General features: G+C 37.4%; 29 protein-coding genes. 9 read left to right on the top strand and 20 right to left on the bottom strand.

The genetic code is table 11. The features are described from left to right. Positions 1-3 precede the first annotated feature (3 nt). The 3 genes from KO529_RS14090 (at position 4) to KO529_RS14080 (ending at position 1390) form a co-directional block, all read left to right on the top strand. A complete protein-coding gene (locus KO529_RS14090) occupies positions 4-432 on the top strand; it encodes a DUF2938 domain-containing protein (RefSeq protein WP_215948500.1) in 429 nt (142 codons plus the stop codon). A gap of 218 nt (positions 433-650) precedes the next feature. Continuing rightward, positions 651-1136 (top strand): ferritin-like domain-containing protein, encoded by a 486-nt coding sequence (locus KO529_RS14085; RefSeq protein ID WP_215948499.1) that lies wholly within the window; start codon positions 651-653, stop codon positions 1134-1136. A gap of 89 nt (positions 1137-1225) precedes the next feature. After that, on the top strand, positions 1226-1390 hold the full coding sequence (locus tag KO529_RS14080; RefSeq protein WP_215948498.1) for a lmo0937 family membrane protein: 165 nt from the start codon (positions 1226-1228) through the stop codon (positions 1388-1390). Between the two features lie 242 nt (positions 1391-1632). Here KO529_RS14080 and KO529_RS14075 read toward each other — a convergent pair whose 3' ends face one another. The 3 genes from KO529_RS14075 to KO529_RS14065 form a co-directional block, all read right to left on the bottom strand. After that, positions 1633-1827, bottom strand: a complete 195-nt coding sequence (locus KO529_RS14075; protein WP_215948497.1) for a hypothetical protein — start codon at positions 1825-1827, stop codon at positions 1633-1635. A 250-nt stretch (positions 1828-2077) separates the two neighbouring features. Further along, positions 2078-2377: a PepSY-like domain-containing protein gene (locus KO529_RS14070; protein WP_215948496.1), complete on the bottom strand. Its 300-nt coding sequence runs from the start codon at positions 2375-2377 to the stop codon at positions 2078-2080. Between the two features lie 696 nt (positions 2378-3073). Continuing rightward, positions 3074-4417, bottom strand: coding sequence for a dihydrolipoyl dehydrogenase family protein (locus KO529_RS14065; protein ID WP_215948495.1), 1344 nt, complete (start codon positions 4415-4417; stop codon positions 3074-3076). A 525-nt stretch (positions 4418-4942) separates the two neighbouring features. On the opposite strand from KO529_RS14065, the gene KO529_RS14060 reads away from it, so the two are divergent. The 3 genes from KO529_RS14060 to KO529_RS14050 all read left to right on the top strand — a co-directional run bounded on the left by KO529_RS14060 (position 4943) and on the right by KO529_RS14050 (position 7237). Further along, the gene (locus KO529_RS14060; protein WP_215948494.1) at positions 4943-5377 is read left to right on the top strand and encodes a hypothetical protein; all 435 of its coding nucleotides are present in this window, start codon (positions 4943-4945) and stop codon (positions 5375-5377) included. A gap of 45 nt (positions 5378-5422) precedes the next feature. Then, positions 5423-5944: a hypothetical protein gene (locus tag KO529_RS14055; protein ID WP_215948493.1), complete on the top strand. Its 522-nt coding sequence runs from the start codon at positions 5423-5425 to the stop codon at positions 5942-5944. Between the two features lie 276 nt (positions 5945-6220). Continuing rightward, a complete protein-coding gene (locus KO529_RS14050; RefSeq protein WP_215948492.1) occupies positions 6221-7237 on the top strand; it encodes an AI-2E family transporter in 1017 nt (338 codons plus the stop codon). A gap of 221 nt (positions 7238-7458) precedes the next feature. On the opposite strand, the gene KO529_RS14045 is transcribed toward KO529_RS14050, so the two are convergent. Beyond that, positions 7459-7974 (bottom strand): pyridoxamine 5'-phosphate oxidase family protein, encoded by a 516-nt coding sequence (locus KO529_RS14045; protein WP_215948491.1) that lies wholly within the window; start codon positions 7972-7974, stop codon positions 7459-7461. Positions 7975-8108: 134 nt separating this feature from the next. Continuing rightward, positions 8109-8666: a type 1 glutamine amidotransferase domain-containing protein gene (locus tag KO529_RS14040; RefSeq protein ID WP_215948490.1), complete on the bottom strand. Its 558-nt coding sequence runs from the start codon at positions 8664-8666 to the stop codon at positions 8109-8111. A gap of 420 nt (positions 8667-9086) precedes the next feature. On the opposite strand from KO529_RS14040, the gene KO529_RS14035 reads away from it, so the two are divergent. Then, positions 9087-10349: an MgtC/SapB family protein gene (locus KO529_RS14035; protein WP_215948489.1), complete on the top strand. Its 1263-nt coding sequence runs from the start codon at positions 9087-9089 to the stop codon at positions 10347-10349. Between the two features lie 218 nt (positions 10350-10567). On the opposite strand, the gene KO529_RS14030 is transcribed toward KO529_RS14035, so the two are convergent. The 4 genes from KO529_RS14030 to surE all read right to left on the bottom strand — a co-directional run bounded on the left by KO529_RS14030 (position 10568) and on the right by surE (position 13512). Further along, positions 10568-11074, bottom strand: a complete 507-nt coding sequence (locus KO529_RS14030; protein ID WP_215948488.1) for a pyridoxamine 5'-phosphate oxidase family protein — start codon at positions 11072-11074, stop codon at positions 10568-10570. A gap of 44 nt (positions 11075-11118) precedes the next feature. Next, complete coding sequence (locus KO529_RS23500; RefSeq protein WP_252734419.1) at positions 11119-11280, bottom strand: four-helix bundle copper-binding protein; 162 nt, start codon at positions 11278-11280, stop codon at positions 11119-11121. Between the two features lie 1004 nt (positions 11281-12284). Beyond that, positions 12285-12749, bottom strand: a complete 465-nt coding sequence (locus KO529_RS14020; RefSeq protein ID WP_215948487.1) for a thiol-disulfide oxidoreductase DCC family protein — start codon at positions 12747-12749, stop codon at positions 12285-12287. Positions 12750-12777: 28 nt separating this feature from the next. Then, positions 12778-13512 (bottom strand): 5'/3'-nucleotidase SurE, encoded by a 735-nt coding sequence (surE, locus tag KO529_RS14015; protein WP_215948486.1) that lies wholly within the window; start codon positions 13510-13512, stop codon positions 12778-12780. A gap of 209 nt (positions 13513-13721) precedes the next feature. Between surE and KO529_RS14010 the strand changes: the two genes are divergently transcribed. Both KO529_RS14010 and KO529_RS14005 read left to right on the top strand, forming a co-directional pair. Beyond that, the gene (locus tag KO529_RS14010) at positions 13722-14600 is read left to right on the top strand and encodes a diacylglycerol/lipid kinase family protein (RefSeq protein WP_215948485.1); all 879 of its coding nucleotides are present in this window, start codon (positions 13722-13724) and stop codon (positions 14598-14600) included. A gap of 62 nt (positions 14601-14662) precedes the next feature. Continuing rightward, positions 14663-15328, top strand: coding sequence for a sodium:solute symporter family transporter (locus tag KO529_RS14005; RefSeq protein WP_215948484.1), 666 nt, complete (start codon positions 14663-14665; stop codon positions 15326-15328). A gap of 143 nt (positions 15329-15471) precedes the next feature. On the opposite strand, the gene KO529_RS14000 is transcribed toward KO529_RS14005, so the two are convergent. The 11 genes from KO529_RS14000 to KO529_RS13950 form a co-directional block, all read right to left on the bottom strand. Continuing rightward, positions 15472-16920, bottom strand: a complete 1449-nt coding sequence (locus tag KO529_RS14000; RefSeq protein ID WP_215948483.1) for a type IV secretory system conjugative DNA transfer family protein — start codon at positions 16918-16920, stop codon at positions 15472-15474. Continuing rightward, complete coding sequence (gene mobB / locus KO529_RS13995) at positions 16917-17951, bottom strand: MobB family relaxase (protein WP_215948482.1); 1035 nt, start codon at positions 17949-17951, stop codon at positions 16917-16919. The genes KO529_RS14000 and mobB overlap by 4 nt, the downstream gene beginning before the upstream one ends. Further along, positions 17914-18501 carry a BfmA/BtgA family mobilization protein gene (locus KO529_RS13990; protein ID WP_215948481.1) on the bottom strand — a complete coding sequence of 196 codons (588 nt, stop codon included), beginning with the start codon at positions 18499-18501 and terminating at the stop codon, positions 17914-17916. Before KO529_RS13990 ends, mobB begins: the two co-directional genes overlap by 38 nt. Before the next feature lie 444 nt (positions 18502-18945). Further along, positions 18946-19395 carry a JAB domain-containing protein gene (locus tag KO529_RS13985; RefSeq protein WP_215948480.1) on the bottom strand — a complete coding sequence of 150 codons (450 nt, stop codon included), beginning with the start codon at positions 19393-19395 and terminating at the stop codon, positions 18946-18948. Positions 19396-19463: 68 nt separating this feature from the next. Then, complete coding sequence (locus tag KO529_RS13980) at positions 19464-19799, bottom strand: single-stranded DNA-binding protein (protein ID WP_215948479.1); 336 nt, start codon at positions 19797-19799, stop codon at positions 19464-19466. A 520-nt stretch (positions 19800-20319) separates the two neighbouring features. After that, positions 20320-21123, bottom strand: coding sequence for a DUF4138 domain-containing protein (locus tag KO529_RS13975; protein ID WP_215948478.1), 804 nt, complete (start codon positions 21121-21123; stop codon positions 20320-20322). Continuing rightward, positions 21120-22082: a conjugative transposon protein TraM gene (traM, locus tag KO529_RS13970; protein ID WP_215948477.1), complete on the bottom strand. Its 963-nt coding sequence runs from the start codon at positions 22080-22082 to the stop codon at positions 21120-21122. Before traM ends, KO529_RS13975 begins: the two co-directional genes overlap by 4 nt. After that, the gene (locus tag KO529_RS13965; RefSeq protein WP_215948476.1) at positions 22072-22689 is read right to left on the bottom strand and encodes a conjugal transfer protein TraK; all 618 of its coding nucleotides are present in this window, start codon (positions 22687-22689) and stop codon (positions 22072-22074) included. The genes traM and KO529_RS13965 overlap by 11 nt, the downstream gene beginning before the upstream one ends. Positions 22690-22710: 21 nt before the next feature. Then, positions 22711-23553 carry a hypothetical protein gene (locus KO529_RS13960; protein WP_215948475.1) on the bottom strand — a complete coding sequence of 281 codons (843 nt, stop codon included), beginning with the start codon at positions 23551-23553 and terminating at the stop codon, positions 22711-22713. Next, positions 23553-24134 (bottom strand): conjugal transfer protein, encoded by a 582-nt coding sequence (locus tag KO529_RS13955; RefSeq protein ID WP_085500890.1) that lies wholly within the window; start codon positions 24132-24134, stop codon positions 23553-23555. Before KO529_RS13955 ends, KO529_RS13960 begins: the two co-directional genes overlap by 1 nt. 11 nt (positions 24135-24145) lie before the next feature. Next, the gene (locus tag KO529_RS13950) at positions 24146-26575 is read right to left on the bottom strand and encodes a TraG family conjugative transposon ATPase (RefSeq protein ID WP_215948474.1); all 2430 of its coding nucleotides are present in this window, start codon (positions 26573-26575) and stop codon (positions 24146-24148) included. Between the last annotated feature and the right edge of the window lie 119 nt (positions 26576-26694).

The following is a 26694-nucleotide window of genomic DNA, read 5'->3' as shown; positions in this document are numbered from 1 at the left end:
GCCATGGAATTATCAATAATTGTTATTGCCGGATTAATGGGCACCTCCTTCATGACCATATTCAGCCAAATACTTGGAAAAGTAATGGGGCAAAATTTTAATGAAGCTGAACTGATCAACAAATTCCTCAATATCAGGGGTAGAACATATCACTATTTGGGTTGGTATATTCATTATGCTATAGGGTTCATTTTTGCTGCCGGTCTTAGGGCCCTTTACCTACTCACGGAATTTGAACGATATATAATAATTGGAATTCCGATAGGGTTAGGACTGGGTGCCTTTGGGGGGATGTGTTGGTATATATTTTTCTTTAAAAAAACAGAAACGCCAAAATTAGAATTTAAGAATTTTTTCGGGCAACTATTGATCGCCCATGTAATCTTTACTGTTGTCGTACTTTCCATCTTTCAAATCATGAACCAATTGTGATTTTCTTCCTACACTTCCCTCACAATTTCAACATAACTGACCCTAGAAAAATTTAGATCGTTATCCTATAAAAAAACTGGGCAGAAGAATTTACAGTAGCCTTTTTTTAAGTTAATAATGCCTTCAATCGGGATAATAAAGTCTGTATATGTCTATTATCTTCATTCAACATTTATAATTTAAAACATTATACTTATAATTTAAAAACATCATACACTATGAAAAATTTGGAGGATTTATTCGAGCATCAATTACAGGATTTGTACAGTGCTGAAAAACAATTGATAAAGGCATTACCCAAAATGGAAAAAAATGCCAATAACAGCAAGTTAAAAGAAGCTTTTGCCAGTCATTTGGAGGAAACCAAAAATCAAAAAAAAAGGTTGGAAGACATTTGTGATCAACTGGACATTGATCCATCAGGAGAAAAATGTAAAGCCATGGAAGGTTTGATCAAGGAAGCGGAAGCCTTTATAGATGAGGCAGATAACGATAAAATAATGGATGCAGGCCTTATTGCTGAAGCTCAACGAGTTGAGCATTATGAGATATCAGGATATGGGACAGCTGTCCGCTACGCTAAGGAATTGGGACATGCCGATATCGCCAAAGAGCTCCAAAAAACTTTGGACGAGGAGTATAACGCTGACAATAAATTGGATAAATTGGCAGAAGGGCGTCTTAATAAAGAAGCAATGGCGTAATATCTGGCATTAAATTATTTAGGCGTCTCAGGTTAATTTGAGACGCCTTTTTTTTATCAAATGGACATTAATTATTTACATTATTGATTATGAAAAATATTATTTGGGCATTAGTAGCACTTCTAATTATAAGTTGGTTATTGGGTTTTATTGTATTTAAAATTATGGGAGGGTTGGTACATCTACTTCTAATTCTTGCGATAATTTTATTAATTTTCAACTGGTTCAAGGGACGGTCAAAAACTCCAAAATAACTTCCACTTATAAAAGCAAATTATGCGGCCATGGCATTATCGCTCCAATTAAAATCATTTCTCCCTGGGGTGATTCTTGGAACTTTACACCCATCGGCAAAAATACCTATCAATCGGAACCCATTCATATAAAAATACATTCGGGAAGACCGATGTCTAAAAATTAGAGAATAATAATTTATTCTCTAATTCTTCCAGATCCCAGGAATGCCTACCAGCATAAGATAACTTAGGAAGACACACTAGGGATTTATACTAGTTTTTTCAAAAAATACTCCTGAAAGGTAAATACCCAGAATTAATAGAATCAAAAAAAATACTATTATAATAAATCCGGTTTTGGTTATACCGTTCTTTTGAAAGATATAATTCCTTGTAGGTTCTTTTTCTTCTTTGACAAATTTAGTATCCTGATCATTTTCTTTTTTATCTTTCATATGTTTCTTAGATTAATTGCACTTAATATTTATACATTAATTTTCGATCAAATTATCTCAAAATGAACTGGGACGTTACTCTTATAAAAAATATAATTGTCCCAATAACAAATATTGATTTAACCAATCTAGATGTCAGGGTTCATATCATTATCTGGCCCTAAGTAAAATGAGGAAATTAAAAAGGGTCTTAATTCCGAATGGATTAAGACCCTTTTCTTGATGCTGGACTTGCTAAGATATTACTTGGTTACATATCAATTGAATTCCCATCCTTATCGAAGTATAAAGAACCTGAAGTACCATTTTCCAAGGTTACTTCTACCTTGTATTGTTCACTTTTATTTACATAAGCGTCACCAATGGTGGAATTCGGATAATCTCTCTTAATCGCGTCCGAAATTGCTGCCGGTAGGTCAGATTGATTGATTTTTTTAAAATCGTCCTGAGTCTGTTCTACGGCAACTTCATGTTGCGTCTGTTCATTATTTTGGGCGTAAGTAGTAAACCCTACAATTGAAAACATTGTCATTACTATTAACTTTTTCATGATATAAATATTTAGATTATTAATTTAACTACCATAACCAAAGAAAAGATCATACCATTTCGAAATATTTCATAACTAACTAATATTTAAAGATTTATGTGTTTAGGTGTATTTTAAAATTGTATAAAGCTGTGTAAAGAATTATGATGTATTATCATAACTTCACAATTTTACACAATGGTATAATTCAATAGAGATCAGTTTGTTTTAGTATATTTTCAAATAATATATGGGTATTTGCCTAGTTAAATATCAATTCCTCGTTTGGTACCAATGAAGGCAAGTTGGAATCAGGACCTTTGGTTGCCGACAATAATAGACATGAAATCGAAAAAATAGGATTTTAGCTATATAAGCTGCGCTTGCAACAATTCCAATAAATCAAAAGTGGCAGATACAATTGTCTAATTATCTAAGGTAATTGCACATGGAATTATAGCTGAATATTTTATGACTTAAAATTGATTAAAACTTGGATATCCTTTAACAGTGAATGTTCAAGAACAACTATTTTATACGGACTTATTTATCTAATTGTGATCCAATATTCAGATCCAAATAATAGTTAAACCTTCTAACATCAACATCAAGACTATAAACATGTAATACAATTGTGGAATTGGATAGTTACTTAAGGCCTTGAGAATTGTTGAATTGCCATATCGGATCAAGAGTTGTACATTACCTTGTCCAAAACTATATCATACTTTTGATATCATTTATCCAGGATGGATAGGTGAAAATGGTATTTTTTAATTTATCAATAGTAATATCATGATTGATAGCCATTGCAAAAATGTTGATAGTTTCTGCTGCATTTGATCCCAAGAGATGGGCCCCTAAAATTAATTTTGTACTATTATTCCAAATTACTTTAAAGGTATAAGCTGGGGAATTTATTCGTTTGGCACTAAACCAATCTTGAACAGAGTTATAACTGACACTAACATTATTATATTTACGTCTGGCCTCATCTTCAGACAGTCCAACAGATGCCAAATTTGGCAATGTAAAAACGGCAGAAGGTACTACAGGGGTATTTACTTTTTTACTATTACCATTAAGAATATTATGTGCTACAACTTCACCTTGGATGGCAGATATAGGTGTAAGCGGCAAGCCATGTTCCGATACATCGCCACAGGCATAAACCCTAGGATTTGAAGTATTCTGTAGGAACTCATTGACAACAATACCTTGTTCAGAAAAGTTTACATTCGCTTTTTCTAAGTTCAACATTGCGATTGAGGGTTCTCTTCCCGTTGTATTAAAGACCATGGAAGTATTTATGATATTTACTTTGTCAGACTGCTTAAATTCAACGTTATAAGCGTTACTCACATTTTCAATTTTTATTACCTCGGCATTAAGAACGATCCTGATCCCTAAATCTTGAGTAACATTGGTTAAATATCTTGTCATATCTTTATCAAAAGAGGATAATATCCTTGACCCGTGTTCAATAATAGTGACTTTACTACCAGCTCTCGCCGCCATATGGGAGAATTCCATACCTATATATCCTCCACCGATAAATACTATTTCTTCTGGTAAATTATTCAAGTTCAGAAAATCATCGCTATTATTCAAGAATTCGGCACCTTTGACATTAAGTAGGCGTGGTACATATCCAGTAGCAATGACAATTTTTCCCGCTTTAATTTTTGAATTTTCTACCTCAAGAGTGTCACTGCTGATAAATCTTGGAGATTCATGGAAGAGTTGGATTCCTAACTCCCTTAAATCCTTTTCTGTGGATTGTGGGACATTTTTTGTAAATTCAAGTTTAAAACGTTGAAGATCAAGCCAGTTTAATTCAGGTGGTCGAGATATACCCTTACCTAATAAATTGGAAGCCATTTCACATACTTCCGTAGGTCCTAATAGTACTTTTTTTGGGTCACACCCTCTAGTGGCACAAGTGCCTCCGTATTCGCGATTATCGGAGATAGCTACCTTTAGACCTGCCTTGACACAATATTTTGCCACTGTTCGCCCTGCGCCACCACTACCTATAACAAAAACATCTACTTTTTTCATAGTCGGAAAGTTATCTTTTATCTATGTCAATCTTTGATGTTTTCCAATAATTAATTAGCTCAAGAGTCAATCATATATAAATATAAAATTCCAAAGCCAACAGATGTTATTCACTTTTTTATCAAGACAAATTTTATGGAGATATTAATTGTCTAAATTACCATTCCCTTGATAAACATGACTTAATCCAATGTAATTTGTGGTTTAATCATAAGGATGATTCGCCAATGATTTAATTAGATATCGGTTCAATCTTCAATTTATTAATTAAGAACAATTTCAAAATTTTAACGCACAGGTTTCTTGGCCAAGGACAAAACCAAATCCATTTATTTATAAAAAACAAATTATTTTCAAATGAAGTACCCATCATAATATACATTTTCCACATTGTAAAATGACCATCCTACCCAGTTAATTTTTTCTTTAAATGGGCTAAAACCCCTTTTCCAATGTTCCTAATTTTAACTAACAATTTGATGTAATAATCAAAGTAAAAGAATAATAACACTAAAAGTAGAAACTATGGAAAAATTAAAAATTTTAACTATATGTGCTCTTGTGATTGGCGTATATGCCTGTAATGGGCATAAGGAAAAAAACAATATGGACTCGTCAAATAGGATAGAAGACACAAGAAAGGGGGACTATGCAAATAAAGAGCCAGACGCTGACAGTCATGTGAATTCGGCATCTAGGCCCTCTGACTGGAGGAAGGAGTATGATTCACATATGGACATTTCCGACATATATGGCAGTTTAAACATGAGTGATTCTCAAATAAGGGAATATGAATCAGCTTCCAAAACCCAAGGAGATAATTGGCAAAGGAAAAATGAAACCAATATAGACAATCAGGCTATATTGGTGCGTCGCGACAGCAGTTTGCAATCGGTCCTTACTCCGGAACAATATCAAAAATATAAAGAGATGTCCAAGGACAAAAAAACTGAAGAATAAGTAAAACCATTTATCAATTTTATTAATCCGTTAAAACAAATAAAGATGAACACAGAAAGATTTTCAAATACAAGAATAGATAGAGTTTTCAATAACACTCAAAGTGCCCACGACTATTATGACAGCCTGATTGACAGGGGTTATGACAAGGACGATATCACTATTTTAATGTCCAAAGAAACCAAGGACAAATATTATGATTCCGAGAACGAGGACACGGGAAGCGAGGCCTTAAAAGGAGCAGGAGCAGGCAGTGCTATCGGAGGTGCAGCTGGAGCTATAGTAGGTGCAATTGCCGCTATTGGCACTAGTTTGGTACTTCCTGGCATCGGCCTAGTGGTAGCCGGACCTTTGGCTGCTGCCTTTGCCGGCGCTGGAGTCGGTGGTGCAGGGGGGGCCATTGTTGGAGCTCTCACTAAAGCTGGGCTTACTGATTCCAAATCGGCTGAATATGTCGATTATTTGGAAGAAGGTAAAATAATAATTTCAGTTGATCCCAAAAGCTATGAAGATAGAACTTATTTGCGGAATCAGGACGGAATTATTTATTATGACGACAATTACTAATACCTCAATTATTTACTGTAACTGGAGCACCATTATATTATGGTGCTCTATTTTTATAATTGTCTATAAACACCTATTTAACAATGTTTCATGCATACTAATTCTTATAACCAGGCCATTTTTAAAGGGTTTTATATTCTGATATAGGTCAATTGTATCATGTGTAAATATTGATTTTTGTGTGTTACTGTTGGACTTGCACTAATGACCTTAAGGCCATTAATTACTTTCCAAGTCCTATGTATTCAAATCTTTTCTAATTAAAAATTACGAATCATGATAAAGCATAAAGTAATTCGTCAGATATTTACACTTTTTTTGATTCTTTTGATGGGGGGTCTTATCTTCAAGGAAATGGCACCTTATCTTTCAGGTGTCCTTGGAGCCATAACGATGTATGTAGTGCTCATCAAACCTTTAAATATATTGGTCTCCAAAGGCTGGAATAAGTACATAGCCACAATAATGTTAATGGTTATATCATTTATTGCCATATTGTTACCAGTAGCAGGTGCCATTATTATGCTTGGAAATAAAATTGGCAGCGCAGTAAAGAATTTAGAAAAAGTTGTAACGGCATTTAAGACACAATTAGGGAATTTGGAGAATCGCTTGGGGTACGATTTAACCTCACAGATCGATGCTTCGGCGGTATCTGGTTGGGTATCAGAAAATCTGCAGGGCATTGCTGGAGGTACTTTTGATACTGTAATTGCCATTTCTATAATGTATTTTTTCTTGTTCTATATGTTGACCAATCGTAAAAAATTACTCCAATCCTTGTTCGAATATATACCTATAAATGACAACCATCTAAACCTCATTGGTAGCGAAACTCGTGAAATGGTGAGAGCAAATGCCATAGGGATTCCATTGGTCGCCATAGCACAAGGAATTGTTGCCCTACTTGGATTTATTATTTTTGATATTGAAAATCCATTTTTTTGGAGCGTTATAGTGACTATAGGTTCAATGATTCCTTTTATCGGTAATTTTTTAGGAACTATTCCGGTCTTTATTCTATCCCTTTCTAGTGGTGATACCTTTCAGGCCTGGGGTATTCTGTTATACGGCATTGTGGTTGTTGGTATAACCGATAATGTCATACGCTTGTACGTACTTCAAAAACTGGACGATGTTCATCCGCTTATTACCCTTACAGGAGTAATTGTTGGAATTCCTTTATTTGGATTCATCGGGTTGATTTTTGGACCATTACTAATTAGTCTTTTTCTTTTAATAGTTAAGATATATAATGCCGAGTACGGTAGGAACAAGAAGATTATAATATAATTGAGCTCGATTATTTCTGGATTTTATTACATGAACCTCGCTTATGGGTGGTAGCCTATTCCTATATGTCATCCTAGGCGTTGTTAAGGACTTTTAAGGGCTGTAAATATCGCCCAGATTGCGGCTCATATTGTAAAATACGGAATGTAAGTGAACAAAAAATGCCGGTAAACCCGGCAATTTATGGTACTTTAACAGTTAAATCTTCAAAAGTTCCCCAATCATTGAAGCTCTAAGGAATTGAGCTGATTTGATCCGATCACTGGTTTATCACCATGATCGAATCTAGATTGAGAGTTCATAAAAAATGAGACCAACTTGTTATTTTGATTGTCCCAATAATCAGCTGTTTCAATTTTAAGGCGCACTAACATTAGTTCAGAATTATCTTTTACTTTAAACCATGCATACATTAGTGGAATCCATAATTCTGACATCTTATCAGTATCATTGACGGGTTCTGCAGTCCCAAATATAGTGATGCAATTATGGCTGTTGGGATCGTTATATATAACCTGGACCCTATTGTCAAACTGAATTGTTGTGCAAATTGCATTCAGTTTTGAAGTTATAAACCAAAGATTACCTTGCTCGTCCATATGCTGCAATGTCATGGGACACACAGAGTAGGGTAACTTTTCAAGTCCACTGGTCATTGTTACGTATTTGGGCATATTCAACAAGGTTTTTAATTTTAGTAAACCGTGTCTATCCAAAGAAAATCTTTTTGTTTTCATTTTTTCAAAAGTGTTATTTATTAATTATTTGATCAAGTCTTACGAATTCTTACCAATTCATGTGTTTCCGCTCTTATACCGGACTTTGTTAGACGGATTCCATTATCCATTTAAAAAAAGGAAATGTGCAATCGCTAAGCATGTTGATGTACGTGTTTTCCTTCCATTATTTCTTCAATAAGCTTTCCGCAAAAAGCTGGTAGATCTTTAGGATTTCTACTTGTTACAAGACCCTGATCGACAACGACTTCCATATCTACCCAATCTGCACCCGAGTTAATAACGTCATCCTTGATACTCTTGTAAGAGGTTATTTGACGATTTCCTATAACTCCTGCACTGATTAGTAGCCAAGGTGCATGACATATAGCACCAACTGGCTTGTTGTCTTCGAAGAATGACCGTATAAAATTTAGGGCTTTCTCATCTGTACGGAGAGTGTCCGGATTCAAAACACCGCCAGGTAAGACCAAAGCATTATAAACGGAAGTATTGACTTCATCCAAATTTTTATCGACCTTTATGGAATCCCCCCAGTTGGTTTTGTCCCAACTTTTTATTTTCCCCAACTTATTAGAGACAATATGCACGGTTGCCCCTTCAATTTTTAGTGCCTCCAAAGGCCTAAAGAGTTCTGATTTTTCAAATCCGTCCGTTGCTAGTATAGCTACTTTTTTGTCTTTTAATTTCATGGTATTTTAAATTTGTTCAATTATATATTATATAAATGTTCCTATTAAAAACTTGGTTTGAAATTAATTCAATTGGACAAGATTGAGTTGTTCATTTGAGACTATAGTGAACTGTATCAATCATAATGGATATTACTTTTTTAAAGCCTCAATTTAGGAGCATTGTAATTATTATCTAGGCGTACCAACGAGGACTCTACTTCTTATGCCTTTCTATAACTAACATTCTTACAAGTTAATTTTTTATGGAATTAGATCAATCCACAATAAATTCTCGATTTAATTTTCACTGTTGTTGGCCTGTACGTTCAAAACAAAAACCATTATGGTGTTATTGAAAATAACGAAGGGGGCTAAGTGAGTATGAACAAGAAATCATTCTATCAAAATATAATAGATGTCAATAATATATTCTAAAATATGAATTACGATGATTTAACTACTTTGGGAATTGCTTTTGGTCTAGGTTTATTGGTAGGTCTTCAGCGCCAGCACGCCGATACCAAAATGGCCGGTGTACGTACATTCACCTTAATCTCAATTTTGGGTGCGGTAAGCGGACTATTATCCCGTGATTATAACAATCCATATATTTTACCGGTTTTCGGTATAGCCATTGCTGCCTTAATGGTGACAGCCAACAATATTAATAGGAAAGAGGGGAACAATGACGTAGGTCAGACTACTGAAGTGGCGGCATTATTGATGTTTGCCATTAGTGGATATCTAGTAATGGGTGATAGGGTCTTAGGGGTAATTGTCGGTGGTGCCATGTCCATCTTGTTGTACGCAAAGCAACGATTACATGATTTTATCGACAAGTTAAAGGACAAAGACCTAAATGCTATTATGACCTTTGCTGGAATTTCCTTAATTGTACTTCCGATTTTACCCAACCAAACATATGGACCATTGGATGTGTTGAATCCGTATAACATATGGTTGATGGTAGTATTAATTGTAGGACTAAGTGTAGTGGGATATTTTATTTACAAATTTGTTGGGAAAAGTACTGGTACCATATCGAATGGAATTTTAGGTGGGTTAATAAGCAGTACGGCAACTACGGTAAGTTATGCAAGAAAAACGAAGGACTCGAAGAATATTGATATTATGGCCGCCTTTGTAATTACGACAGCTTCCGCCATTGCTTTGGTTAGAGTACTTATTGAGGCAGGGTTAATTATTCCGGATAAATTACATCGCATAATACTTCCCCTTGTAGTACAATTTATCATCATGGGCTGTCTTTGTGGACTACTTTTTTATTGGATTAAAAAAAATGGGGAACAGGAAGAGATGCCAGAACCAAAAAATCCTGCACAATTTAAAAGCGCTTTAATCTTTGGCTTACTTTACGGCTTAATTTTAATGGCGGTGGCTTTTACGAATAAAGAGTTTGGTGAACAAGCACTTTACGCTGTTGCAATAATTAGTGGACTCACCGATGTCGATGCAATTACTTTGTCACTTTCCCAATTAATGAAAAATGATGGTTTGACTACGACTAAAGGGTGGAGACTAATTTTAATTGCCACACTTTCCAATTTATTGTTTAAGGGAATTATGGCAGCTGTTCTTGGAAGTGCACGGCTAACAAAATATATAGCTCTTTCATTTGGGATTTCGATTGTGGTGGGATTGATATTAATTTGGGTTTGGCCAGAGTCATGGCATTTATAGAAAATAATTAAGGTTGAATACCAAAAATGCCATTGCCATTGTGGTCAATTTTTAGTTTTCTACTTATTAATTTGTAGACATCAACCAGCACAGAACAAGTTATATGACTTAGCTGGTGGAAGATTCCTGAAACTAATATGTTTACCCACTAGATCAATCTATAGTTATAAAGCGGCACCGAATTAAAACAGAGTTCACAAAAATTAAATAATCGCACTTTAATGATTTTGTAAATCAATATGACCTTTTTTACCAGGAGTTTCAGAAGCAAAATTTTCATCGCCATGTCTCATTGACGATAAGGGCACCTCAATTCCATTTTCCCAGTAGTACGCACTTTCGATATTGATGTTCAACAATACCAAATTAGGGTCTCCTTGTCCATCGAACCATTTGTTTAAACTATCGTTCCAGAGTTCATCAACTTTGGGCAGATCGACAATATGCGTTGCATTTCCAAATAAAGAAATATATTTTTGGTTTAATTCATCACCATATAGTATCTGAATTCTATTATCGTTTTCTATTTGACTGAAATTATCACTATCTCGAGTCGTGAACATCCATAAATCCCCTTGTTCATCCATTTGTTGGATAGTCATTGGACATACGGAAAATGGAATTTTTTCCAAAGCCGTTGCCATCAACACGGTTTTCGGTCCTTTCAACAGGGTGCGCAATTTACTAAGTCCTTGCCCATCCTTGGTATAATTTTTCTCTTTCATCTTATTAATATTATTAAACACTTAACAGTTGCCAACTGATATTTTTAGGCAACAAGTTTTCGACATTCTTCTGCACAAGTCAAACAGGCGGCTGCGCATACTTTACAATGATCATGTTCATGTTGTCTGCATTGCTTTGCACACCAAGTGCATACCTCTGCACACAACAGACAAGCCTCTTTTGTATAAGGACTATCGGCAACCATATATTTAATACACAACAAACAGATATCCAAACACTGCTGACAGCATTTCGGACAATCATTCATACTTTCTTTTCCCGACATTTGAATTAGACAGTTCTGACAGTCGACAAGACATTGCTGACAAGCTTTTATACAACTTTCATACTTTGAAATCATAACATTGATGTTTTAAAATTATTACTTATATATTCAATTGACTTCCTTGAAGTCATGGATAGTAAGCTACTATTTTCCGACATTTTTTTCATGGTAGAAGAACACCCAATAAAGTCCTTAAAAAAATGCAAAATTCTATTCAAACTTTTTGCAATTGGACATTTTTATTTTCGATTTCCAAATTCATACGGTAAGTAGGTATAACCCTTTTTACTGGACTTTGAAAAACTTACACAGTCCAACACATATAAGCGCTCGGTGTTTTCCTAATACCCGCTTTAACATTAGTTAGAATGTTGGTTTATTTTACTAATTTCGTATAACATATAATGCGAATTAAAAGTTTACGTATATGTACTCAAAATATAGAGAAAAAGAAATATACTTTAGCTCAAAATAAGGAATTTTAAACGCTATCGACCTAAGCATATGCACAATTCTAATGAGTTAAATTGTTTTTCAAATACGTTAAATCCTATCATCAATTCAATTTAACTTTAGATATAGAATTATTAAAAGAAGTTAATGTGACAGGTGCTATCTTAGCGGAAAGCACAGCGGGTCTTTCCCGGACAAAATATCACAGGTATCACTAACAGATTCCACAAAAAATAATTCTTATAATATTTGTTGAATTATAGTTTGATTGGTTATAGTTCGATTAGTTCAGAAGGGCTTCAGAAATGGAGCCTTTCTATTTTCAACGAATGTATTGCGTCAGGACTTAAGAATACATGAAGTCCATATTTGGCTTAATCAACGGTATTTGAATTATTCCTTACCGTTGCACTGGATGTATTATAACTAATCGAATTTCTAAATTAGTGTTCCGGAAGGAGGTATTAAGTTTAAAATAAAAAGGTTGAGAAAAGAATGACCATCAAATAAATTAACCAATAATGCCGCAGTCGGGCCGGGTTTTTCCCAAATAAAATTTTGGTTACCTTAAATAACAACGGACGATGATTACTCACAAACTTATAACCTATTTCGCTAATTGTTTGGAATAAATAAAACTTCTGGTAGTAATGGTAGAGAAAATTCCACTTATTGGAATAGAATAATGTGCGATAAGCGGCTTCTGCTCCCTTATAAACCCTTCCATCTGGTTCTATCAAATGTATGGCCTGGCCAAATGCTTCCTCCGATATATCTGGGATAACGAAATAAATGCTTTGATAAGTGACATAGTCAATAGTTTCTCGGGTTAATATTTTCCATCTAACAATCCAAAATTTACAAAAACCACACTTTCCGTCCCATATCAGGCATGGTTTTGAGGGGAAGTAACCGCTTTGGAATTTACGTTCCATATTGAATTATATAATTTCACGTCAAAACTCAATCTTCATTTTGAGTTCGTTGAAACAGGTAATTTTTATCGGTCAGGTCCAAAATCATAGGAGTAATACTAGTTTTTCCTTGTTTAACAGCCCATCGATCCGAACCTTCGTCCTCCGGCTCTAAGGGAATAACGGTAAACCAGTACTGGTGTCTCCCCATTGGATCTTTATTAGCAATAATTTTACCATCGTATTGTCTAACTGACTGGCTAGTCCATATTATTTCTCCGAAGGGATTCCGAGGAAAGTTAATATTCAATAACTTCAAATCCTTAGCTTTTATCACTTCATTAAGTGCATCAATTACATAAGGCTCCAATTCATCAAAATCGGTGTCCTCGACCCCCACGGATACACTTAAAGCTATACCACGTAAGCCAAATAAAACTGCCTGTCGTGCTGCTGAGAGCGTACCGGAGTGCCATGCTGAATTGCCAAGATTGGCCCCTATATTGATACCTGAAAGAACCAAATCTATACCTTGGAACAAATGGACACCTAGAGCTACGCAATCCGCAGGTGTTCCGTTTACACGAAAAGCTTCCAGACCTTCAAAGTGAATCGGTGATTTTTTAAAGCTAATTGGTTTACCTGAGGTAATAGCCTGCCCCATGGAAGATTGCTCAATATCCGGAGCCATTACGATAACCTCTCCAAAGGCTTTGGCAACATTGGCTAAACATAACAAACCCGGACTATAAATTCCATCATCATTCGTAACCAGTATTTTCATGATATTATAGTTAATTTCTTAATTAATTATACCATTATAAGTCATTTTAAGGGACAACATCTGTAAATCTCGGTCAATCAATTCCATGAATTTTGTTCTTAAAAAAAAATTATTGACTCGAAAGCAATGACTCATTCAAATTGAATTTACGAACTACTATATTTATATAAAAAGAATCAGATGATTTGAATATTATGAAATTTAAACGAATGAAAAAAGCACAGATTTTTCATAATCCTACAGCAGGAGATGGCACTCACAGTAAAAAAGTGGTAAAAAAAATTGTTAAAAGAGCAGGTTACCGTGTAGATTATATATCCACCAAAAAAAAACACTTTTTGAAGAATTTTAAGCCATACGAACTGGATGCCATTTTTGTAGCTGGAGGGGACGGAACCGTACATAAGTTAGCTGAAGCTTTAGTGAATAAAATGCCAGATAGTCAAATACCTATATATCTAATACCTTTTGGTACCGCCAACAATATCGCAAAAACAATCCAGAATTTAGGCGCAGATGGATTAATGAAGGTCGATTACGGAAGAGTGAAAGGTTTGCCGAAGGACCAGCTATTTTTTGAAAGTGCAGGATTCGGTATGTTTCCCGAACTGATATTTGAAATGGAAAAAAAATCAGAAAAAGACGTTCCGTATTACGAGTTAAAACAAGCCGTTGATAAATTACAAGAAATTATCAGAAAAATTAAGGCGGTAAAAGCCACCTTGAAAGTAGATGGACAAATAATTACTGGATATTTTTTACTGGTTGAAGTGATGAACATTCCATTCTTAGGTCCCAACCTACATATAGCACCTAGTGCGAATCCGGGTGATGGCTATTTGGAGTTGATTTTAGTTGATGAACAATATCGGCAGGATCTATTGGATTACCTAACCAATAATTCCTATAACAATACCGAAAGTCTAAATTTAAAAAATTTTGTAAAAACCTATAGTGTAAAAAAATTGCAGATTGAATGTGAGGCTGTCAAAATGCATTATGATGATCAACTGGTAGATGATTATATTGGACAAACCTTGGAAATAGAATCTGTACCTGGCCAATTGAAATTCTTCCTAAATAATTGAATTTATCGACCATTCGTATTCCAAGGGCTTATTATTTGCTTTACTTAGATTTTGTTTAATTCTTGACCACCAAAACTCAAAAAGAGGCCCAAAAAAGTGTATGGACCAATGCCGTATTGACCATACCGGCCACTCTGTTTTTCTTTTTTGTGGGTACTACTTTATTCGCTTTTTTTAAAAATTATCCTAACCAGCTTAATCCTACTTTTGAAAACAATGATGCCATATTCCCCTGGTATATTGTTTCGGAGTTACCAACTGGTATTTCTGGATTATTGATTGCAGCAAAATTTGCTACGGCTATGAGTAGTTTGAGCAGTAGTATGAATTCTGCTGCAACGTCATATGCTACTGATATCCATTTTCGATTTGGATGGAATAAGAAGGCCCATGAATTTAAACTGGCGAGGAAAGCAACATTAATAATCGGAATTATTGGGACCATTTTTGCCGTTATGATGGCAACAATGGATATAAAATCGCTCTGGGATGAATTTCAAAAGGTTTTAGGATTGGTCATAGGAAGTTTAGGCGGAGTTTTTCTACTAGGAATTTTCACAAAAAGGGGTAATTCAAAAGGTGTTTTAATAGGTATTATGGTCAGTATCATGGTTCAAGTTTATGTCGAAATTACTGAGCCCGTTCATATATTGGTGTATTCTGCCACAGGGGTTGTTTCCTGTTTCTTGGTAGGATATTTTGCCAGTTTCCTATTCGTCATGGATTGAGGACACCTTGATATGTTATTGATATTCTAAAAAAATGGCCAATTGAACTAACCACATAAACTTAAATAATATACCAATTATGACGGAATACAGAATAGAAGGTTGTTTTAAAAACTGCAATATCCTTAAGGTACCTTTAACAACTATATGATAATGCCTGTTATAGTTTTAACCTCTCTATAAATCCTTTCAAAATTAATTCTCAAATCTTCCTGGGAAAAGAAATTAGGTTTGGGCGGAACTTCTTTTTTAATGTTCTGTAGTTTGAACTGCAGTTTTTTGTCCCTTCCATCTGCAAAGGCAATAAATTCGCCTTGTTGAAGCCTAAAGAACATATCCGCACGTCTTTTGGCAACTTCCTTTTCCCCTGTGGTAATGCGGGTATCAAAATTGAGGTTATGTCCACGGTTGACACTGGTGGTCTCCTTACGGACGATTTCAAAAAAGCGTTCATAGTATTTGGCGGTATCCGGGTCATTGACCTTGCCAAAAAACTGATAGGATAGGTTGCTCAAAATGGCCTTACCTACCTTATCGCCATAAAGGATATCATTTTGCACCTTATCCTGCATAACATAAACTGTTGCGATATCATAACTACGTAGGGTAGCTGGGATACGGTGCATATTGGGCAATCTTATGGTAGGGGCCTCTTCCATGGTTAGGAAGGACGGTCGCTGGCCCCTTACGCTCATTTCTTTGATTACAGTATGCATTACTGCTGCGATGATAGGGGAAAAGGCCGATTCATATTTGGGGTGGTTCACTAAGGAAATCACGGCCGGGTTTGCATTGCTGTTTATATTGAGAGGCACTTCATCCTTGGACAGTACCATAAACAATTGTTGTGAACTGATTTTTTTTAGGGCGTTGGCCAAGGTACTCCTTACTCCGGCCGTCTGTCTTTCCGAATCCAACCCATTGACAAAGGCACTGGCCATAGCTTTTGAGGTCAGGTCCGAGTTTAGAAAAGCTGCCATGGTTCTGGTGTCCATGGATTGAAAAATGGCTATTAGGTGTGGCAGGCTACAAAACTTAGGATAGGAAGTTTTGAGTTTCCAGATCAAGCCGGCCATCAGGCCTTCCACGGCATCGTTAAAAAATTTTGTGGTGCTATTGGTATTGGATTCGTTCATTTCCAAAAGGTTTTCCATCAATACTTTTGAAATTTCGTTGACACTTTCCTCATTGTGGAGATATCTGGGAGCGATGGGATTCACCCGATAATGGATCTGATCGAAGGCTATGGTATAGAATTTTACTTTATGATTGTCCTTAAATAGGGGATAGGCCATTTCAGTAAGTTCGAAATTCTTATAGTCGTGAAGGATGCCACAAAAGTTATTTGCGCTAAAATGCTGAAGAAAATTGTAGATGACACTTTCGGTCTTTCCGCTTCCTGCCGAACCGATCACGGATGCCCCACGTTTTATATTGTCGATATTAAATTTACCCTGCCGTAGCCTAAAATGGACCTGATATTTTTCATCCTTAGGTCCCGTCCTTTTGTCCAAATAGACATAGAGGAAGGTGGAAATAAAAAGTATGGGTATAACAATCACAAGAACAATATGTGCCCATTCCGTGGTCATATGCCAATGGTGCCAGACTGAATGGCCTTGTCAAGTCCGCGCTTCAACCTTTGTATGGTCTTAAGAGCCAGTTGAACTTTATTGGTAGGAATGTTCAACATGGAATAATCCACACCAGCCTTCCGCAGGATATTAAAAGCGATGCTTTTTTCGTTGGTAGGAAGTCCGGACAGGGTAGAGAAATAGAGTTTGGGGTTATTGATAAATGTTTTTCTGGCCTGATAGGTTTCTGCATAGTTGCGGTGGTAACCAAAAAGTTTATCGAAAGTCTTTTCGGAAACGGTGTAGAACCTATCCCTATCAAAGCCGCGTTTTATGGATTTACCATTAAAGACGGTTTCAGAATTTTTGTATTTGCTCCCTGGGGAAAGGCTATATTTATTGGACATATCCTTACGGCTCACAATAATATGTACATGGGTTTGGGGTCCTTCCTTGGACATGCCCTGTACGATTCGTTTCCCGTTCTGTTGGTGAGGTGCCTCCTTTTCCAATCGGGATATTTGTTTGTTTAGATTGCGGATGTTGCCCTGGGCCTTTCCTTGTTCAATCCTTCCAATTTGGTTTTTAAGCTCCAATAATTTTGTGGCGTAGGGTTGATTTTCCCTTACCTGCCAGTCCGTACCTTTAAAAGTGCGTTGATGTTCTATTTTGGCAAAGAATTTAATATCGTCCAGGGATACTGCTCTTCCGTCAATTTCCCGGTTAAAGCAGGCGGCATACTCTTTCATAAGTTCAATGGTGTAACGTTTAAGATCTTCGGAGCTGTTTTGCAAACGCTTCAGTTCATAGGCACTTGGATTCACGGTAATGGAATAGAACTTGGGTTCATTCCTTTTGAGTTTTGCAGTATTCCCGTCGATTTCCCGGACAACTTCATCGGTAGGCACCATTGAATCGAATTGGTTAAAGAAGTGTTCCTGATCGTCTATGGACCTTTGTTCATTTTCCTTTTCCAGGTATGCCACGAAATCGGCCACACTCTGGCCAAAATTACCGTCCATTCTTTGTTTTGTTATGGTGATGTACATATGGTGAACTATTGATGAAATTCTTGAATTCCTCTTGGGTCATCTGCAGCTTCAAATATCCGCTTCCAAAACTGCCCTTGACAAAAACGATGGCGTCGCACAATTTTTGCAGGTCCGTTTTGACCAATTGGAATTGCTCCCGCATTTGGTCATATTGTTTGCGGTAATATTCCAGTTCCTCATTTTCTGTGATCAGGGGAGGAGCTTCAAAAATGATCTCTTCTTGATTTTCATTTAATCGTCCCTTATCTTCCTGAAAGAGCAGTTCCAGCATGGCGTTGGTCGGTTTGGTCTGGTTCTTTTCTATATTCTTAATGATGGCCACCAGGGCGTTTATGCGTTTTTTGAGCCGGTTCTCCATACTGGTCATATTGGGACCTAGGGAAGCATTGGGGGATATGTCGTTCCATTCAAAAAAGTTCATCATGGATTCCAGGGCTTCGGAATGGGAACGACCTACTTTTTTGGAAAACTTCCTAAATCGGGCGGCAATACCTGTTTTGATGCTGATTGCTGAAAAGTGGTATGTTTTATTATGAAGAGGTTCCATTTACTGTAAAAATCTGTTCATTAACGGGGGCTCCCAAAGTATTTACATTAAACATTAAGGCTTTGATTTAATTTAAATCAGTTATTTGATTGATTATCAAAATATTAACTATAATAACACTGCCTTGGCGTGTTATCCTCTTGCTTCTCCTTTTTGTACGCCCTGGGGATACAAAAATTCGAACCAACTGCCGAAAAGATCAGAAGAAATGCTCCCTATGCATTGCTACCAACTAGTCAATAATGGCCGGTTTTACGTTTATAAAAGTTAAACTATTCCCATATAAAAAGGAAATAAGGAATAAGGTCAAATACTCTGTTCTGATATCAAAAAAATCGAAATGAAAAAACTGGCCCAGAAAAAAGCCAGTTACAAAAAGGACCCTGTACAAAATGTAAGGGTCCTATTGTCATTGATATAACAAATTGGAATGTTCCGGTCTTATCAGATAAGACCGTTATCCGAAAAACTGAGGTAACCCCCATCTGGTGCAATAATCAAATGGTCCAGTACTTTAATATCCAAAAGTTCCGCGGCCTTTTTGATTTTATAGGTCAATTGTATATCCGCCTCGCTTGCCTTCAATTTTCCGCTGGGGTGGTTATGACTGAGGATAATCGCCACCGAAAGCGATTTAAGGGCGACGGCAAAGAGAATCCTTAGGTCTACCAAGGTACCGGTAATACCACCTTGTGAAAGATTGTAGATACCCTTCACCTTGTTGCTATTGTTGAGCAATACCACCTTAAAGCATTCCTGAACCGCGATGGTGTTCTTGTTCCACTGCTCGTATAAAATGTTTGCGGCATCTTTGGAGCATCCAATTATTTGCCAGAAAGGAGAGCGAATTTCTCCTTTGTAACTAATCTGAATTTCATTAACTTTGTATCTCATAATCAAATGATTAGAATTAATATTAAAAGAGGGATCGGTATTTCGGGCGATACCCTCTTTTTTGTTGATTACTTACTTCCCATAAGCAGTATTTCCCTAGCTTCCACTTCGGTGACAAAGCGCTGAACACCATCATCAGTGGAATAGGAACGTGTTTTAAGTTTCCCCGTTACTGCAATTTCCTTTCCTTTGGAGGCGTACTTTTCTACGATTTCGGCGGTCTTTCCCCAGGCAACGATATTGTGCCAATTGGTTTCCTTTTGATTTTCGCCTTTTGAGTTTTTGAAGAAAACGTTTGTCGCCAAAGAAAACCGAGCGACCTTTTTACCATTTTCAAGATTGGCAATTGTTGGTTCCTGTCCTACATTACCGATTAATTGAACATTGTTTCTAATAATTCCCATGATTAAAAAAATTAAGGTTAAACATTTGATTTACAATATTTTGATTGACAGATTTACTTACTATATCCAGAGTGTTTTCCTTTTTTTTTCCGGCATGCCGGTTTTCTCTGGTTTGGTATTGATCACTTCCATTTTGGGATATTTGGTATGATTCCATAATTCGATATTTTGATTTACTTTCCATAGAGCCGTCGTCGTTACCTTTTTTTGTTGCTTGATGGATTACAATATTTTTGGATGGGAACACTTATAAACAGTAGGGGGAGGAGCGCTGGCTTTATGCAGTGTGGACATCCAAAAATGTTGTTGTTTTGCCTTCGAAAAAAGAAACGGCGACAACTATGGAATTCAAAAGAAGGTCTTGGAAAATACCTATATCCGGAAGTGGTCGATACCATCATCCAACCGAAAGGAACTCGGCAGATGGATTTAAATGCAAATAGGTCTGATTGTTAGGATATTGGAATCCTGACAAACCTGGTCTGAAAGCTCCTTAATATTTGATTTGGGTACGATCCGATCACTGTAGTTTTGATTGCAATAGCAGGGTTCTACTTCCTTTAAGTTCCCTAAGTTCAAGAATCAATTTTTCCGATGAGGTCAAAACAAACTTGGGCAGGACATATACAAACGACCTGGTCTCCCCATTTTTGATAGCCTTAGGCAGCCCATAGGTGAAAAGGGTCTTCAACGGCAAATTTTGAAAGGAAGATTGGCGCCGATCGGTACCATTTAGGGTATACACATTAAGATAATCGATTTCAAAATCGATTCCCGATGCATTTTTCACCACCATCTTAAGAAACACTTCCGAGCCATAATAGACCGGCCGAAATAATTTCAATTGTATGTCCTGGACCCGTATCGATGCCACCTTTTCCGTTTGGGACTTGAGTACGGCATCGGATGCCCTTTTTAAATACGCTAAGGTTCTGCCCAGGGAATCGACTTTTTGTTCCTTTTGATCGCTGACCTCCTTTATCGGGATTTCATTTCCGATGCTCTGCTTTTCCGCAACAAAATAATTCAGCTGGGTCAAATCAGGCTTGTATTTTAAAATGTATGAATAGAGTTGCCCGTTGGAAGTAACTACCAACAGATTACTTTCAGGACCGGGATGTGCCTGCAATAGCCCAAAATGTTGTTGTGATTCCCTGTTATATGTGAACACAAAATGGGGTGCCCCGGTGATACCCTGGCGAACCGGCTCTGGAAAAAAGAGGGCCACATTTTTTTGTTCATTGGCATAAAGTGTATCCAAAGGCTGTTGTGCCGACATCCCTAGGCTGAGGGAGAAAACTATTGAGACGATTGTGGTTTTCATTGTAGATTAATTTTAAGATTGTTTCTATCGTATTTTAAGATGAGCTTATAATTGTCGGATATGCTCGCCCGAAAGCTCCTTCGGTTACGTTGGAACACTTTTCGAACTCCCTTAATTTGTGGCATTCCGGTAATATTTATATCGTCGACGATATCGTTCACCACTTCATTGGTTGCTTCGGCCCTAAAATTGTTCCTCAAATAAATTCCTTCAGATCCATCCTCAAGGTCGTAGGCTTTGAACTTGACTGGTAGGTGATCAATATTTTCAATTCGAATCAAGGTCCTGTTCGGCTTAAAACTTACAAATCCGTAGATACGTGTATTTTTGGGAATCAATACATTGTTGATCTTGGCATCCTTTAGTAGACGCATTCTTAAACGTTGGTCCGCCTTAACAGTTTGATCGCCGTCCACACGGACCATGATAATTGGATCGGAATTCCCGGAGCCAACTATCTCAATGGGGTGGGAAGCAAAAAAAAGCTGGTGCTCCAGGGCAAGAGTTTGGGATGCCACCTCGGTTTCCTTCTCCCCAATATATTCCTCTGTCTTCTCGGTCTTTATATGCCTGGACTGGGATCGGGAAAGCGTATCACCATTCAGGGTTTTACCGGTCCTTTTTGAATATCGCATCTGTCCCTGTTTATAAATACTGTCCACCAATTGCATTTTTTTCTTGTCTAGCAATTCAGGGTCGTATAGGCCGGTGGAGTCCAACAGGTCTTCATCGTAGACACTAGGAGCGAGGGTAGGTCTCGCCGTCTTCATATCATTTATGGCATCCAATTTGGAATCATATATCTTCTGTTCGTTCATTATTTCAGGTACAGGTATTTGATCGGCCTCCAGTTCCTGTCCTTGTTCGTCGTCCAAAACGAGTACAGCATATGCCGTAATAAAAAGTAGTATACAGAGTAGAATGGAGGTAAACACAATTTTGTTCTTTTCATTTTTCATATTTATCTAATTTTCGTAGTGTATTTTCAAAGAAATCGGTAATCATGAACCCATGGGTGTTTTTGGGAAAGTTCCTGTCCACCCTAAGGAGTTTACCGGTAGTGGTCAATTCATAGATGTCGGTGGATAAGCCCCTATTGATCTCAAATATTGTTTTAGTTTCAAAAAGATATGGCTCCTTGTCCAGGACAATTTTGGATTTTATGGCAAGCACCTTTTGTACCAGGGAATATTGCAGCAATCGGTTATATACCCCGTCTACTTTTTTCTGACGGTACAAATCAGCCACACTGCTATTGCCCAACCAAAGGGCTTTTTCCAAATTGCTCTCATAGTTACTCGGATCGATGCCGTAGAAATAGTCATGGAACAATTCCAAATGTGCTAGGGCCTCTACCTCGAGATTCTCCTTTTGATCGACCAATTTTAGAGGAATGACCTGGCCATCAGCATTGACCATAAAAGCGTTGTTCAAGGCGTCATTATGGAGTTTCAGTACCAAGAGGAGCGCAATGGCACTTATGGTAGTTGCCGCAATAATAATGGACAGGACTATAAATCGATTCTGTCCCAGTACCTTGTAGATGTTGTTGTAAGGTGTTTTCATATTGTTCTAGGGATTAAAGGGTTAGGAGACATTAAAGAGCTTAAGGGTAAAGGTTATTGCCCTACGGTACAAAGTGAATTTTAATAGGACAATGAACCCGATGGAACCAAGTTGTATAACGGGTGCGAAAGTTTGACTGCCCCAATCGGTACCAAAAAGGTTGGACCAAAAATTAAGGTTCACCTCGGTATAGAAATTATTGATAAATACATTGACCAGAAAAAATGCCGGGACCAGCATATAGACCCCTGCATACAATCTAAAAAAATTATAGGCCATGGAGCGAAACTTTTCAAACACGGCCAAGCTAATGACCAATGGAAAAAAGGCTTGCATGATTCCCAACAAAAAAAATCGTTGGGCCAAAAAAAGAGGATAGATAAAGAGGTCCAATAGCCAAAGGATCAAGCCTATGATAAACGACAATATTTTCAGTCCGAACAGTGGAGTTACCAAGGCCTCGTAGAGTAGGGCCAACGCTTTTTTGGCAGCGTCGATGGCGCCCACATCCTGTTCGATATCCAAATCCTGTAGCTGTAAGGGTAGGAGTACCGGAGCTGTGTCCCTAAACTGGGTTTCTATAGCTACTAGAATGGTATCGAATGCGGATAGCACCTCCGTAGAAAAAATGGCCAGCACGACTACCGCAAAGTTCTTGGCCAATTCACCAGGGGTCAATCCCCAAGAATAACCTTCATTGTTGGCCACGCCCTCATTGTATTTCTTAATGATATTGATCAGAAATAGGACGACGGCCAGGGCCTTCATCCCGGTAATGGCCATCTGTGAAAAGCTACTGTTTTTAATGGTCTGAAAGACCGTATCCACATAATCAAGCCCTATTCCCAAAAATATCCCCGACATTAGTAGTTGATTTCCCTGTTATTGATTTTATCCTGCATTTGCCTAAAGGCGATTATCTCTCTATAGCGCCTGGTCTTGGCCTCGATCTCGGCCACCATTTCTATGGATTGCAGTTCCTTTTCCTTGAGAATGGCCGTGCGTTCGGCATCGGTCATTTTCAAATTATCACTAGACAGTACTTGATCGATATAGTCCATGGACATCATGGAATTTTCAATTATTCCCTGAAAGGAATCTGAGATTCGGCCAACTTCTTCGGGCCGTATATATGGGGAATTTAGGATCTGCCTTAGATCCTCCTGCACCATATCATAAAGTCGCTGATTGTTCTTGGCCAATTCCTTTACCGCATTCAATTGTTTGATTACACTATTGACCTTATCAATATTCTCCTTCTGTTCTTTTAAGAATTTTACAGTTTTCAACAGTTCTGCGGTCTGTTTCCCTGATTCCAACAGCGATTTCATAAAGGAGATGAAATTGGTATTGTCATATACCGGCATGCCCTGGGCCATCGCGTTGCTTTTAACAACCAAGGACAGGGTCAGGGCCAACAATAATTTATAGTTAAAAAGTTTCATAGTATATAGGTTTAAATGTTACGTTTATTGGGAGGATTCGTTTGTTGCGCTACAAACTGCGTAATGGCGGTCTGCATATCCCCGTATTTTCTATAGAGGGCCATAATGGTTTCATTCTCTTCACCATCGGTTAGGTAAGCGGCATGGACTTCTGGCGGAACTTCCAATCGAAATATGTTGCTATCCTTCCCGATTTTGATAAACATTTCCGTGTATTTACGTTCCCCTTTTAACTGGTTCCTTATGGATTTTAATTGGTTAAGATCATGTGAGGAAAGATGGAGCCTGTTGACCAGTTCATCATATCCCTTTTCATTCCTTAGGCTATAGATGACCTGAGTGTTTTCAAGGATACTTGCGGATGTAGAATTATTGGGCAGTTGGTTGATGGATTGAAGGATGATACCAATAGCCCCGTTTTGTTTACGTATGGCCTGGTAATAGAATTCCACACTTTCCAGAACGTTCTTAAATTTTAACTGTTTGGCAAACTCATCAAAAAGGATGATGCCCTTTTCCGCCTTGTTCCTCCAAATCGTTCTTTGAATGGCCGATTTGATCAATTTCAACATAACGGAGAGAATTTCCTTATTATCCTTTACCTCGTCAAGTTCAAAAACGATCAGTCGTTTGTCCTCCAATTTATAGGTTTGGTCCGTGTTTGTATTGAACAGAAAACTATATATACCATTTTCCACATATTCCGAAAGAATGTGAAGGAAGTCATAGACGCTAAAATGCATTTCACGAATCTGGAGGTCTGTGACCAATGAATCTTTATGGTCATCTACATACTGGTACAGTGAAGCCAGTGAATGGCCAGTTGTGCACTTGGAATAATAAGACAACAGGACCTTTTTAACGGCTACCTCCTGTGCCTTGCTGGTTTCATTACCCGTGGCCAAAAGCTCCAAAATAAAAATGGTAAGATCTTCCAGCCGTTCTGGAGTAAGGTCGGCTTTATCACTAATGTAGAATGGGTTTATACCCAGGTTTTTCCCTTGTACATACCTAAGAACAATATGGTCATTGGGGTAGAGCTTGGCAAATTTATCATAGGAACCTCCCAGGTCGATGACCACTAGGCGTACTCCACTTTCGAAATATTGGCGCAGAATGTTATTGGCCAAAAAGGATTTACCTTCCCCAGTAGGTGCAAAAATAGCAAAGTTGCGTGCCTTTATGCGCTTTCTGGCTTCATCCCAAACATCCTTTAAAATTGGGATGTTGTATTGCCTATCGTTAAAGACAACACCTTTACTATCGGAAATATATACACTATTGTTAATGTATAGGCAAAGGGCATGCTTTAGATCGGCTACGTACAGATCCCCGTTGGAGAAGTTGGAGGTAAAGCAACAAAAGCTGTTAAGAAAATAATGCTTCCGTTCTTCACCTTTAGGATAATAGGGAACGATGTCCAATTCCTTGAACTCTGTTTTGATCTTGGTGGCAATCCTGCCCAATTCTTGTGTTCCCTCTCCCCAAAAAACTATATTGAGATGTCCTCGGACTATTCTAGAACTTTCATCATCATGGATCTTTGCCAGAATATCCTCTATTTTTTTTAAAACGACCTTATTTTGAGTTCCAAAATTGGAACTCTTATTAAGTTCCTCAATACTTTTCTCTAGATATTTCCGCCATTTATATTTATCGTCCAGATAAATGATTTGATTGACGATATGGTTTTCATGTAAGTTGAGTCCCAAACCATCTATAAATCCTTGATGAAATACAAAATCATCGGAGGTGAACTTGTCATTGGGCCTACTGCTTTGTAGCATATCGCCAAAGCAGAGTTCGCTATTGATGGCCATGACGTCAAAATCATGGTCACCGATCTCCAAACACTTTTTATTCATTTGGATATCTGTGTCAAATCCATGGTTATAACCATTGAAGTAATTATTGGTCGATTCCAGGATACTATCCTCGCACATTGGTGCAAGGGTTATTTTTCTGCTATTATTGATAAAGGACACGGCATCATTTACCGCATTGACAAATTCGCGTGAGCAATGGTCCATTTGCCTATGAATACCCTTATCCACTTTGCGAAAGGGGTTGACGTATTTTGTAGTATTGAACGTTTTCTTTAGCGGAAGAACAAAAAAGAGAAAGGAAGAATGGTCCAAATATTCCCGTCCCTTAAAGTAGTGGTAAGTGGCTTGCTGAAGAAAACTTTCATTGGGCAAATTTTCGGCTGAATATCCGGCCTTTCTATAAACATCTTGTTTATGCACGATGGTACCCACGGGTAGCGCCTTAAAGGCTTGAAACCAAGACCCATGAATTTCCTCAAAATCCTTCTCCGACAAGGAATAGATCTCCGGATACCCCACGGAATAGCACTGGACCAAGTTGCCATTATTGGCAAAAATGACATTTCCTTGAATATCCATTATAGGATAAAATTCGGATAAGTTAATTGTCTTCATAGTGCAGGTGACTTGCTCTTTTATTGTTAATAGTGTGTGGAAACACTTTTTTCAAATGGAATACGGTCGGGTTATTATGGCAAAAGGAGAGACATACAAAAAGCAGAATGTTGAAAATG

The organism is Arenibacter algicola, assembly GCF_018860365.1.
GTDB classification, from domain to species: domain Bacteria; phylum Bacteroidota; class Bacteroidia; order Flavobacteriales; family Flavobacteriaceae; genus Arenibacter; species Arenibacter algicola_B.
The sequence above is the reverse complement of the archived record's forward strand: the minus strand, read 5'-3'. Positions and strand labels throughout refer to the sequence as shown.